At 67.4% G+C, this 12601-nt stretch carries 11 protein-coding genes; 2 read left to right on the plus strand and 9 right to left on the minus strand.

What is annotated here, in order from left to right:
- Positions 1–20: 20 nt before the first annotated feature.
- From nrfD to AC5RVZ_RS19470, 4 genes are all read right to left on the minus strand, one after another.
- Positions 21–1103, minus strand: coding sequence for an NrfD/PsrC family molybdoenzyme membrane anchor subunit (gene nrfD, locus AC5RVZ_RS19455; RefSeq protein ID WP_494067365.1), 1083 nt, complete (start codon positions 1101–1103; stop codon positions 21–23).
- Positions 1100–2098 carry a 4Fe-4S dicluster domain-containing protein gene (locus AC5RVZ_RS19460; protein ID WP_494067366.1) on the minus strand — a complete coding sequence of 333 codons (999 nt, stop codon included), beginning with the start codon at positions 2096–2098 and terminating at the stop codon, positions 1100–1102. Before AC5RVZ_RS19460 ends, nrfD begins: the two co-directional genes overlap by 4 nt.
- On the minus strand, positions 2095–5397 hold the full coding sequence (gene fdh / locus AC5RVZ_RS19465; protein ID WP_494067367.1) for a formate dehydrogenase: 3303 nt from the start codon (positions 5395–5397) through the stop codon (positions 2095–2097). Before fdh ends, AC5RVZ_RS19460 begins: the two co-directional genes overlap by 4 nt.
- Positions 5398–5491: 94 nt before the next feature.
- Positions 5492–5860: an iron chaperone gene (locus AC5RVZ_RS19470; protein ID WP_494067368.1), complete on the minus strand. Its 369-nt coding sequence runs from the start codon at positions 5858–5860 to the stop codon at positions 5492–5494.
- A 189-nt stretch (positions 5861–6049) separates the two neighbouring features.
- Between AC5RVZ_RS19470 and AC5RVZ_RS19475 the strand changes: the two genes are divergently transcribed.
- Positions 6050–7492, plus strand: coding sequence for an amino acid permease (locus AC5RVZ_RS19475; RefSeq protein WP_494067369.1), 1443 nt, complete (start codon positions 6050–6052; stop codon positions 7490–7492).
- 26 nt (positions 7493–7518) lie between these two features.
- On the opposite strand, the gene AC5RVZ_RS19480 is transcribed toward AC5RVZ_RS19475, so the two are convergent.
- The 5 genes from AC5RVZ_RS19480 to AC5RVZ_RS19500 form a co-directional block, all read right to left on the minus strand.
- Positions 7519–7806, minus strand: coding sequence for a hypothetical protein (locus tag AC5RVZ_RS19480; protein WP_494067370.1), 288 nt, complete (start codon positions 7804–7806; stop codon positions 7519–7521).
- 300 nt (positions 7807–8106) lie between these two features.
- A complete protein-coding gene (locus tag AC5RVZ_RS19485) occupies positions 8107–9792 on the minus strand; it encodes an alpha-amylase family protein (RefSeq protein ID WP_494067371.1) in 1686 nt (561 codons plus the stop codon).
- A gap of 38 nt (positions 9793–9830) precedes the next feature.
- Entirely contained in the window at positions 9831–10787 is a 957-nt protein-coding gene (locus AC5RVZ_RS19490) for a TIGR03885 family FMN-dependent LLM class oxidoreductase (protein WP_494067372.1), read from the minus strand.
- 10 nt (positions 10788–10797) lie between these two features.
- Positions 10798–11379 (minus strand): dihydrofolate reductase family protein, encoded by a 582-nt coding sequence (locus tag AC5RVZ_RS19495; RefSeq protein ID WP_494067373.1) that lies wholly within the window; start codon positions 11377–11379, stop codon positions 10798–10800.
- A gap of 55 nt (positions 11380–11434) precedes the next feature.
- Positions 11435–11872, minus strand: coding sequence for a VOC family protein (locus AC5RVZ_RS19500; RefSeq protein WP_494067374.1), 438 nt, complete (start codon positions 11870–11872; stop codon positions 11435–11437).
- 84 nt (positions 11873–11956) lie between these two features.
- Here AC5RVZ_RS19500 and arfB point away from each other — a divergent pair, with 84 nt between their 5' ends.
- Positions 11957–12397, plus strand: coding sequence for an alternative ribosome rescue aminoacyl-tRNA hydrolase ArfB (gene arfB / locus AC5RVZ_RS19505; protein WP_494067375.1), 441 nt, complete (start codon positions 11957–11959; stop codon positions 12395–12397).
- Positions 12398–12601 lie beyond the last annotated feature (204 nt).

The raw sequence follows: 12601 nt of genomic DNA on the forward strand, positions 1-12601 counted from the left end.
CTGGCTGGCGCCAGTCTGGCTCAGCCGGCGGTCGTGATCGAATCGTGGACGGTGCCCGCGCGGCGACGGGCGGCGAGCCGGGTTTTCTGCGGCTCGATCGTGTAGCGGGGATCCTCCGCCGAGCGGATACCGGCACGCAGGATGCCGAACCGCGTCAGCGCCGACGCGGCCAGCAGCGCCGTGCCGCAGGCCGCGGCCGCCGGCCTGTGCCTGCCGACGGCGAGCACCCCCACACCGGCGGCGACGGCCAGCCGCTCGCTCCACTTAAGCATGTGCCCGGGACCACCCTCGTGGAGGGGTTCCGCGGCCACCGGGTCCATGCCGCGTTCCAGGGCCCGGGTGGCGATGACCTCACCGGCAACGCCCAGGACCGCGAGCGCCCGGGCGGGCCCGGCTTCGCGGACGGGGGTCGTGATCATGGCAAGACCGGCCGCGGCGAGGCTGGCAGAACTGACGAAAACGAAGGGCAAGTTGTCGCGACCGGCGTTCCAGGTCGGGTTCGCGGTGTCCGACAACAGAACCGCGGTGTAGGCGGAGAGCGGTGCCGCGAACACCGCTGCCTCGACTCCCGCCGGGCCCTCGAGCGCGCGCAGCACCGGGCGCAGCGGCCCCAGCGGCAGCTGGGAGCCGGTCAGGCGGTCGATTTCGGACGCCGCGGAGATCCCGGCACCGGCGCTGAACGCGGCAAGGATCCAGGAGCCCAGGCTCATGGGCGAGGTGGGTTTGATGGTGCGCAGCATGTTGAGGAACCGCTCGGGCCGGCCCAGGTCTTCGATCAGCGCGACGGCGCCGAGGCCGACTGCCGTGAGGGCGGACAGGCGGCTGTTGCGGCACAGCGCACGCCGGCCCGTCAGTTGCCCGCCGAGTCCGAGCAGCGCCGAGCCGCCGGCCACGCCGCCGAGGAAGAGGTAGAGGGCTATCGGGTCGCCCCACGGCGGCGGCTTGACCACGGGCCGGCCGTAGTAGGAGTCAAACCGGGCGTCCGGAACCACCGGCATTTCGCCCGAGCCGTCTCCGGTCCCGGCGCGGCGCCGCTTGCCGCCGCGCCGGGAGCGGCGAGGCGGTTCGGGCGGGCGGTAGCTATCGAAGTCGGAGACTGTCACCCGCGGCCTCCCGTCAGGAAGGCGGCCGCGGCCGCGGCCAGCATGCCGGCCGCGGCGATGCCCGCCCGTTTGAACATGCGCGGCAGGTCCGCCGTGGGCACCCGCGGGTCCGGCGGCAGCCCGTACACCTCCGGTTCGTCGAGCAGCAGGAACACGGAACCGGTGCCGCCCACGCCGTCGAAATCGTTGGCCCCGTAGAGGCGTGCCTCGGTCAGCCCCTGCGAGTGCAGTTCAGCTACCCGCTGCTTCGCGGTGGCCACCAATTCCTCGCGCTCGCCGTACTTGATCGACGTCGTGGGGCAGGCCTGGGCGCAGGCCGGCGTCTGGTCGTCGGTGATCCGGTCGTAGCACAGCGTGCATTTCTGGGCGACACCGACGTTGCGGGTCGGGGCTTGTTCCCCCGGGGTGAAGTCACGCTGCGTCTTCGGTCCTGCCGTGCCGTCGCTGCGCCGTTCGATCACGCCGAACGGGCATCCCGCGACGCAGGTGCCGCAACCGTTGCAGACGTCGTCCTGCACCACCACCGTGCCGTGTTCTGTGCGGAACAGCGCACCGGTGGGGCACACGTCCAGGCACCCGGCGTTGGTGCAGTGCTTGCACACATCCGAGGACATCAGCCAGCGGAAATCGGGCGTATCGGGGGGCGTCGTATCCACGCCCGAAGGCTTCACCGCTGCAGCCGCGCTTCCCGGCGGTCCGATGCCGGGCATGCCGAGGCTGACGAGTGCCCGCCCGGAGTCGCGTGCCTTTTCGATCCGCCCGCGGTCCTGCTCGACGAAGGCGACGTGGCGCCACGTGTCGGCTCCCAGCGCGCCGGTGTTGTCGTAGGAGGACTGCAGCAGTTCGTACTGCGGGTCGGCGGGATTGCGGTTCCATTCCTTGCAGGCCACCTCGCACGCCTTGCAGCCGATGCAGATCGAGGTGTCCGTGAAGAAGCCCTTGCGCGGGTGTCCGGTGTGCGGAATGTCCCCGGGCGCTTCGGTCAGCCGTTTCATAAGCCTTCCCTCGTGGTGTCATCACCCGGCACGGGGCCGGGATGGGTGATCTTGTCGCTGCCGGTCTCGGGCGTCACCCCGGCGCGGGCCCGGTATTCGGCGACCAGGGCGAGCAGTTCCGGGCCCTGAGGCCGGCGGCCCGGGAAGATGTCGCACGATCCGGCCTTGGATTCCTGGATCTGTACGTTCGGGTCCAGGGTCACGCCCAGCAGGTCGTTGGCTGCGTCCCCGCTGATGACCGCTTCCTGTCCGACGCCCCAGTGGTAGGGCACCCCGATCTGGTGCACCGTGCGCCCGCCGACGACCAGCGGCTTCATCCGTTCGGTCACGAGCACCTTGGCCTCGATGGCTGCCCGTGGCGAGACGATTGTCGCCCAACCGTAGGGTTCCAGGCCGCGTTCGGCCGCCAGTTCCGGCGACACTTCGCAGAACATTTCCGGCTGCAGCTCCGAGAGGTACGGCAGCCAGCGGCTCATCCCGCCGGCCGTGTGGTGTTCGGTCAAGCGGTAGGTGGTGAACACGTAGGGGTAGATGTCCGAACCGCGCACGTTGGCACTCGGCGCACTGAGGTTGTCTGCGCGCGGGAAGGTGATCCGGGCGGGATTCTGCTGCTGCCGGTAGAGCGGGTTGGCGACCGGAGATTCCTGCGGCTCGTAGTGGGTCGGCAGCGGCCCGTCCACCATGCCCTTGGGCGCGAACAGCCATCCCTTGCCGTCGGCTTGCATGATGAAGGGGTCGTCTCCTGCCAGCGCGGCGGCGCCGCCGGCTGTCGGGTCCGGCCTGCTCCCGGGAGCGCGGTCCAGCGGGAAATCGGGGACGTCCTCTCCGGTCCACCGGTTCTGCTCCGGGTCCCACCAGATGTACTTCTTGCGTTCGCTCCAGGGCTTGCCGTCAGGGTCCGCCGACGCGCGGTTGTAGAGGATCCGCCGGTTCGCCGGCCAGGCCCAGCCCCACTCGGAGGCGACCGGCCCTTGTTCCTGGCCGGGCTTGCGGTCGGCGGCGTGGTTAATGCCGTCGGCATACACGCCGGTATAGATCCAGCATCCTCCCGAGGTCGAGCCGTCGGGACGCATCTCGGTGTACGACGAGAGGGGCATGCCGGCTCGGGGACCGGTGAGATGCCGGCCGTTGATTTCCGCGAGCACCGCCTCGCCGTCGGGGTCGCCGTGTTCGTCGGTGGGATAGTCCCACGTCAAGTCCAGCAGCGGCCGGTCCCGTTCATCGGTCGAATCCGCCAGCTTGGCCCGGAGGCGTTGGCCCAGCTCGTAGAAGAACTGCAGTTCACTCCGGCAGTCCCCCGGCGGCTGGATGGCCTGGTGCCGCCATTGCAGCAGCCGCTGGGTCTGCGTGAAGGTTCCCGCCTTTTCCACGTGCGTCGCCGCCGGCAGGAAGAAGACTTCGGTGCCGATGTCCTCGGTCCGCAGCTCGCCCGTGGCGATCTCGGGGCCGTCCTTCCACCACGTCGCCGACTCGATGAGGTTCAGGTCGCGCACCACCAGCCATTTCAAATGGGACATGCCAAGACGCTGCATCCGGCCGTTGGCCGACCCGACCGCGGGGTTCTGGCCGAAGAGGAAGTAGCCCTCGACCTCATCGGCAAGCATGCCCATGACTGTCTGGTAGGTCCCGTGCGCGCCGGTGATCCGCGGAAGGTAGCCGTAGCCCCACTCCGAGTCCTCACGGGCCGCGTCGCCCCACCAGGCCTTGAGCAGGCTGATGGTGTAGGCATCGGCGTCGGCCCAGTAACCCTTTTGGTCCGGCGACGCGATGCCGCCGAGGTAGTCCTGCAACGTCTCCATCTCGGCCTTCGGCATGGGGAGGTAGCCGGGCAACAGGTTGAACAGTGTCGGAATATCGGTGGAACCTTGGATGCTGGCATGGCCGCGCAGCGCCATGATTCCCCCGCCCGGCCGGCCCATGTTGCCCAGCAGGAGCTGCAGGATCGCAGCGGTCCGGATGTACTGCGCGCCCACGGTGTGCTGGGTCCAGCCGACGGAATACGCGAAGCACGTGGTCCGGTCGCGGCCTGAGTTCTCCGTGACGGCCCGCGCCAGGTAGTCGAAGTCCGCCAGGGAAATGCCGCAGGCGTCCCGGACCATCTCCGGGGTGTACCGGGCATAGTGCCGTTTCAGGATCTGGAACACCGTCCGCGGGTGCTCCAGCGTGGGGTCCTGCTCGAAATCGGGGTGGGCCAGGGTCGGCCCTCCGCTGCCGTACTGGTGCCCCGCTGCCCGTTCCGCGGTGTCGGCGCCGTGTTCGTAGCCCCCGGGTGCTCCGGCCTCCGACTTCCGCTCATAGGCCCAGGACGCGAGGTCGTACTGGCCCGTTTCCGGATCGAATCCGGAGAACAGCCCGTCGAGGTCCTCGGTGTCACGGAAGTCTTCGTTCACCAGGGTCGCCGCGTTGGTATAGGCCCGAACGTAGTCTTTGAACCACAGATCGTTGCGGATCACGTAATTGATCAGGGCGCCCAGCAGCACGATGTCCGAACCGGCACGGATGGGCACGTGCCTGTCTGCCACCGCGCTGGTTCGGGTAAACCGCGGATCCACGTGGATGACCTTCGCACCGCGGGCCTTGGCTTCCGTCACCCACTGGTAGCCCACGGGATGGCACTCGGCCATGTTGGAGCCCTGGATGACGATGCAGTCGGCGTTGGCCATGTCCTGCAGCGATTGCGTCGCGCCGCCGCGTCCAAACGAGGTTCCCAAACTGGGAACCGTTGCGGAGTGTCAAATGCGGGCTTGGTTCTCGAGCTGGATGGCGCCCGCAGCGGTGAAGAGCTTCTTGATCAGATAGTTCTCTTCGTTGTCGAGGGTCGCCCCGCCCAGCCCGGCGATGCCCATGGTCCGACGGAGCGGCCGGCCGTGCTCATCGCTTTGCTGCCATGTGTTCCGGCGGGCTTCGAGGAACCTGTCGGCGATCATGTCGACGGCGGTGTCCAGGTCAAGGTGCTGCCAGTCCTTGGCGTGGGGCGCCCGGTAGAGCACCCTCGTCTGCCGGCCGGGCGCGTTGACCAACTGCTCGCTGGCAGATCCCTTGGGGCAGAGCCGGCCGCGGGAGATCGGCGAATCCGGGTCGCCCTCGATCTGGACAACCTTTTCGTCCTTGACGAAGACGCGCTGACCGCATCCCACCGCGCAGTATGGACACACGCTTTGCACCACGCGGTCCGCGGTGGACGTCCGGGGAGCGATTTCACGGGTCCGCCGCGAGGTCACGGCCTCGCCCCGCCCGAGCGAATCACTCGTGCGGAACTGCCGTACAACCGGCCACTCCAGGAAGCTGAACCGCGACATGGGCCCACCCTAACCCATCCAATTCGCCCACAACAGGGGAAACGACGACGCCGGAGGCTCGCGCGGACCCCGATGAGGCGGCGGAGGTTGTGCCCTACATCCACAGGACACCGTCTTCCCGGAACTCCCGGACGCGGTGGGCAATCATCCTCCCCAGCAGCTCCGCGGGCACAGGCTGCGTGTAGGGCAGCTGCACCGATCCCTTGCCTGTCCGGAAGCCAGCCAATTCGTCGGCGAACGCCACCCGGGTGCCGGGAGTGAAAACCATGTTCGCGTGCCGGCTGTATCCGGCGAAAACAAACATGATGGTGCCGTCGAGAGAGTACGCCGGGGAACCCCACTTTAAGGACTCTTCGGCTTCCGGAACCTGCCCGCGGCTCAGCGACCGCAGCTCCTCCAGCAGCGTGCGGGCGTCTGCAGGGAACGCCGCCAGGTACTCGTCCACGGTCTTAGGCTTGTCCATGTCTCGAAGTTACCCTGCCACGGGCAGACCGGGGCCGGTGTGTGCCGGTTTCGCCCGTTAGGGCCGGTCAGGTATTCCCTGCGGGCAGCGCGCGGTCCATACTCGGACACGTACGGGGCATCGGCGGGGCGGAGCCGCCCCTGGCGCAGGCTCCGGCCGCAGATGCAGGCGCGAACATCGGAGTCTGGCATGGCTAATTGGAGCGGTTCCCAGTCCCTTCTCCGGCGCAAGCCGATCACGGAGCTGGTGGAGGAGAGCGGGGAAAGCCATCTGTCCAAAAGCCTGGGCGTGTGGCAGCTGACCGCGATCGGCGTCGGCGGGATCATCGGCATCGGCATTTTCACGTTGGCCGGGCTGGTGGCCAACGGCGGCGCCGACGCGGATCCGGTCGGACCGGCGGTGCTCATTTCCTTCCTCATTGCAGGCCTGGCCAGCGCGGCGGCGGCCCTGTCATATGCGGAATTCGCGGGCATGATCCCGTTTGCCGGCTCGGCCTACACCTATGGCTATGTGGCCCTGGGTGAGGTCATCGGCTGGTTTATCGGCTGGGACCTGCTGCTGGAATATACGGCCATCGTCGCCGTCGTCGCCATCGGCATCTCGGGCTATTTCAGCGCCTTTATGGAGGGCATCGGCGTCCAGGTCCCGGCGTGGATGGAGGGCACCGCCGACACGGTCGAGGGCGGCTTGGTCAACCTGCCGGCCATTGTGGTCTGCCTGCTGATCACCTGGATCCTCAGCCGCGGGACCCGCACCTTCGGCCGGTTCGAACTGATAGCGGTGGGGCTGAAGATCCTGTTGATCCTCTTCATCATCGGGCTGGGCTTCTTCTTCGTGAACCCGGGCAACTACAACCCGTTCATGCCCTCCGGATTCGGTCCGGTGCTGGCGGGAGCCGCCACCGTATTCTTCGCGGTCTTCGGCTATGACGCGATGAGCACGGCGGCGGAGGAATCCGTAGACGGCAAGAAGCACATGCCGAAGGCGATCCTGCTGTCGCTGGCGATCGCGATGACACTCTATGTGCTGGCCACCCTGGTGCTGACCGGAATGCAGAACTACGCGGACATCAGCCCCACCGCGGGGTTCGCGTCCGCCTTCGAGTCGGTCGGGCTGCCGGTCGTGGCCACGATCATTGCCGCCTTCGCCGTTGTTTCGATCCTAACCGTGATGCTCACCTTCTTGCTGGGCGTGACCAGAGTTTGGTTCTCGATGAGCCGCGACGGGCTGCTGCCGGGCTGGTTCGCGGCGACGGATCGGCACGGCACCCCGCAGCGGGTGACGTGGATCGCCGGCATCGCGTCAGCGCTGCTGGCCGGGGTGTTCCCCATCCGTGCCGTGGCCGACCTGACCAACATCGGCATTTTGGCCGCCTTCGTGGTGGTCTGCGTCGCCGTGATCGTGCTGCGGCGCACCCGGCCGGAGGTACCGCGGACCTTCCGGCTGCCGTGGATGCCGGTGGTCCCGGCCTTCGGCGTCTTGGCCTCGGGGTTCCTGATGCTGCAGCTCGACTGGGAAACCTGGGTGCGCTTCCTGATCTGGCTGATCATCGGCCTGGTCATCTACCTGCTGTACAGCCGCAAGCACTCACTCATGAACCCGAACAGCCCGCGCCACAGGGCCGTACCCTGATCGATCATCCGACCGCCTGCATGCGCTTAGTCGTTGAGCTCGGCGGTGGCGACTTCGTACTCTTCGACTTCGAGGATCTCCAACGCCAGGGAGTTGCTTGCCTCAGACCGGAGACTTTTCGCCTTTTCCTTACTTGCAGCCAGGCTTTCTTCCGTGTCGTACAGCGCGATGGATAAGGATTTGCCGTTCCCCTTCCCGTTCATGAAATAAAAGCCCCGGCAACCGGGGAGTTCCAGCACCCGTTTGACGAGCTCCTCCGGGGGCCCGCTGGTAGTGTCCTGGCTGCCTCGGTAAGTGCTGATTCGAGCGAACATGTTACCTCCAGTGGTTTATTATCCGGAGCCTCGCCTGCCGCTGCTTTGGTACAGGCGCAATTTCGAGGATGGACACAACCTCTCGGCAAGCCATCCGCTAGTTCGGGCTCCTCCCACCAGTAGGCACCCCTCAGCGCCTGCGGACAATACCGGGACTCGACAATAATGCCTGCCCTTCGTCAGCGGTAGGTCTACTTGCAGTTGCAGAACGGTCAAGCGGGCGTAGTTCAAGGGATGGTGTTTGGACCCTGAAGCAGTGGGTCGCCGACGCCTTCCCGCGCCGTCGTCGTTCACGCCGACCTACGGGAGCCGCCGGTCCCCAGGATGCTGCAGGCGCAGCCACTTGTAGCCGAACCCTTCGAGGGGCAGGGTGCAGGTGCCGTCCTCGGCGATTTTCACGTCCGCGTCACCCAGCAGGTCCAGCAGCACGGTCCGGAGCATTTCCGCCGGCCGGTCCTCCGTCGCCAGGTCCAGCGCGACGGTGACCGGATCGGGCGAGAGGTTATGCAGCAGGACCATGCTGGACTCCTCCCACGTGCAGCGGTGGGCCAGCACGGGCTTCTCCGGCTGGTCGAGGATCTCGAAGTGCCCCCAGCCCAGCTCCGGGCACTCGCGGTAGCGCTTGATCAGCGTGGCCATGAAGTTCCACAGCGACTCCGGGTCCCGTTTGGCCTGGGCGGCGTTGACGAACTGCGGGCCGAAGCCGCCGTCCGCCAGCGGCGAGATCAGCTGTCCGGGCTCCGCGGTGGAAAAGCCCGCGTTCGGACCGTTCGTCCACTGCATGGGGGTGCGGACGGCCAGGCGGCCTTCCGCGTCCAGGTTCTCCCCCATGCCGATCTCCTCGCCGTAATACAGCACCGGGGTGCCGGGCAACGAAAACAGGAGCGAATACACCATTCTGATCCGGCGCGGGTCCCCGCCCAGCATCGGCGGCAGTCGGCGCTTGAGTCCGCGGCCGTAAAGCTGCATCTGTTCCTCGGGCCCGAAGGCCGCGAAGACCTCCTGGCGCTCCTCCTCGGTGAGCTTGTCCAGCGTCAGCTCGTCGTGGTTGCGCACGAAGGTAGCCCACTGGTTGTCCGGGTTGATGGCCGGCCTGCCCTGCAGGGCCTTCGCCAGCGGGCCCGCGTCCTGCCGGGCCAAGGAGAGGTACATGTTCTGCATGCCGATGAAGTCGAACATCACGTTGAGTTCGTCGCCGTCGGTGCCGCCGAAGAAGGTCAGCTGCTCCTCGTACGGCAGGTTGACTTCGCCCAGCAGGATTCCACCGCCGCGGCGGCGGCTCAGGAAACGGCGAAGGTCCCGCAGGAATTCGTGCGGATCCGGCAGCCCGGACCCGTCCTGCCCGGTGGTTTCAAGGAAGAAGGGCACCGCGTCCACCCGAAAACCGTCAAGCCCCAGCTCCAGCCAGAAGCCCATGGCCTTGGCGATATGGTTCCTGACCTCGGGGTTGGTCACGTTCAGGTCCGGCTGATGCTTGTAGAAGCGGTGCAGATACCACTCCCCCGTGGGCTTGTCCTGGGTCCAGATGGACTGCTCCTGGTCCGGGAACACAACCTCCCGGGAGGTGTCCGGCGGCGGGTCGGACCGCCACACGTAGTAATCCCGGTACGGACTGTCCGTGGACTGGCGCGCGGACTGGAACCACGGATGCTGGTCGGAGGTGTGGTTGACCACCAGGTCCGCGATGACCCGCATGCCGCGGTCCCGGGCGGTGCGGAGGAACTCCACCAGGTCGCCGTGGTCCCCCAGCCGCCGGTCCACGCCGTAGAAGTCCGTGACGTCATAGCCGTCGTCCCGCTCCGGCGTCGGATAGAAGGGCATCAGCCAGATGCAGGTGACGCCCAGTTCGGCCAGATAATCCACGCGCTGCGCCAGGCCGGCGAAGTCGCCCACGCCGTCGCCGTCGGAATCGAAGTACGTCTCCACGTCCAGGCAATAGACCACGGCCGTCTTCCACCACAGGTCGGAAGTGTCGGTAATCCTCACTGGCTTCTCCTCGCTTTCCGTCCGGGCGGTCGAGTCCGTCAGCGCAGCTTCGGCAGGACCTCGCCGGCGAACGTCTCGATGAAGGGCCGCTGCTCCTGGCCCACGAAGTGCAGGTACAGCTCGTCGAAGCCCAGGTCCAGGTACTCCTGCAGCCACTCCACATGCCGGCCCGTGCTGGCCGATACGTTGACCGCCGTGCGCAGCTGGTCCTCGCCGACGTGCTCGCTCACGGCGTCGAAGTGGCCGGCCGTGGCCAGGTCCGCGGCCACGTGCGGGGCGAACGTGTTGGAGCGCCACTGGTCCAAGGCGATGTCGACGGCGGCCTCCTCCGACGGCGCCCAGGACAAGTGCACCTGCAGCGCGGCCTTCCCGCGTCCGCCATTGTCCCGGTAACCGGCGAGGACCTTCCTGAGCTGCTCCGGCGCCTGGTTGACGGTGATCAGCCCGTCCGCCCAGCGCGCGGCGCGGCGGGCGGTCTCCACGCTGATGGCGGGGGCGATCAGCTCGGGCTTGGGCTCGGGCACATCCCAAATCCGGGCGTGCTCCACGGTGACCAGTCCGCGGTGGGTGACCTCCCCGCCGTCGTGCAGGCGGCGGATCACCTCCACGGACTCCTCCAGCCGCTGCTGGCGCACGTCCTTGGAGGGCCAGGCGTCGCCCGTGATGTGCTCGTTGGAGTTCTCGCCGCTGCCCGGCGCCATCCAGAACCGCCCCGGGAACATGACGGCCAGGGTGGCCGAGGCGTGCGCGATGATGGCCGGATGGTAGCGCTGGCCGGGGGCGGTGACGACGCCGAACCGCAGCGCGGTGGTGGCCAGCGCCGCACCGAGCCAGGACCAGGCGAAGCCGGAATGCCCCTGCCGCGCGGACCACGGCTCGATGTGGTCCGAACACATGGCGGCGTCAAAACCCGCTTCTTCTGCCAGTTTCACGTCCTGCAGCAGCTGGGCGGGCGAAATCTGTTCGTGGGATGCATGGAATCCGATGACAGGCACCACTCCATCCTTACCGTGCCGTCGCGGGTTGTCGAGGCACGTATCGCAGGTACGCGATGCCGTTGTCGAAGATTCTGTGTTCGGCGAGGCTGAGGTCGAGGCGCACGTCGTCGGGCAGGGCGTGCAGGCCGCCGCCCACCATCTTCGGCACCACGAAAAACCGGAAGTCGTCAACCATGCCCGCACGGATCGCGTCTGCCGCAACCGTGGGCCCGAAGATCTGGACCACACCCTCCGCGCGCTCCACGATCCGCTGCAGCTCTCCCAAGCTCAGGCGCGGCACGATGCGCGCCCGGTCCGAGGTGAGCTCTTCGGCCGTCATGGTCGACGACACCACGACCTTGTCCAGGTCCCGCCAGCGCCGGGCGAACTCCCGCTCAGCCGCAGGACGGTCCTCGCCGTCCGGATAGGTGTCCCAGTACCCCATCAACGCATAGGTTTTCCGCCCGAGCACCTCGGTCGATATCTCGGCCATGCGCTCGAGGTGCACAGCAAACACGGCATCACTCGGGCCCGTCCACTGGAAATCGCCGTCGGCATCGGCGACGTAGCCGTCGATGGACGTTGTTGCGACATAGGCGAGGGTTCCCATGATCGTTCCGCCTTTTCACGGTCCTTACTTGGGCCGGCAGCGACACCGGCACACGTCAGTTCTTCTTCAGTTTCTCGGCGAGCATCACGATGATGCCGCTCGGACCGCGGACGTACGTGAGCCTGTAGGCGTCCTCGTAGGCCGCCACGCCGCGAAGCGGACGGCAGCCGTGTTTCGCGGCTATTTCAAGGGCCTTGTCCAAATCATCGACGGAGAACGCGACCCGGTGCATGCCGATCTCGTTGGGGCGGGTGGGCGTCGACTCGATCGCTTGGGGGTGGAGGTATTCGAAGAGCTCGAGCCGGCCGTGACCGTCCGGGGTCTGGAGCATCGCAATGTGGGCGTGGTTGCCATCAAGCCCGACGGCGGTGTCGGTCCAGTCACCGCTGACCGTGTCGCGGCCGAGGACCGTCAGGCCGAGGTCTGTGAAAAAGGCGATCGCTGCTTCGAGGTCGCGGACGGCGATACCGACGTTCTCCAGTTTGATGGCCATGCGCGACATGCTAGCGAGCCGAGGGGACAAAAAAGAAGCCCCCTGCCAACTGCGCCGCGTCGGAGTTGCGGCACAATAAATCGTGTGGACGACCTGTTTGTGCCCCCGGGCCCCGGCGCGCCCCGCGGCCTTCGGGTGCCGGCGGGAGAGCTGGTCGAGCAGTTCTCCCGAGCCTCGGGCCCGGGCGGCCAGAGCGTCAACACCGCCGACTCACGTGTTCAACTCAGTCTCGATCTGGGCACCACAACGGCCCTCAGCGAGATTCAACGCGAACGGGCCGTCGCCAGGCTCTCCGAGAGAATCTCGGGCACGGTGCTCACCATCAGCGCCTCCGAGCACCGCTCCCAGCGGCAAAACAGGGCTGCGGCGCGGCAACGCCTCGTAGCACTCCTGCGGGACGCGGTGACTCCGCCCGTCGTCCGGCGGGCAACCCGGCCCACGGCTGGCTCGCGGCGCCGCCGGCTCGAAGCAAAACGGTTGCGCTCCGAGACCAAGCGCAGCCGCAGGCGCCCAGACCCCGAATGACCTGGCTGTTCGCGCCCCGGGGATGTTTCCGGTGAGCGTGGCCAGTGGGATTTCAGCGCTTGACACAGGTCCGGCAGCGGAGAAAAGTGTCGGCCATACCGCCCGCTCGTGATTCCCCCGCCCCCTTAGCGGACGCCCCGTCAGCAGTGCCCGGGAGCCGGGTTTGGCCGCTTGATCATGGAATGGGGTGAGCATGGCTAACAA

The sequence above is a fragment of the Arthrobacter sp. Cza30 genome, from assembly GCF_059090765.1.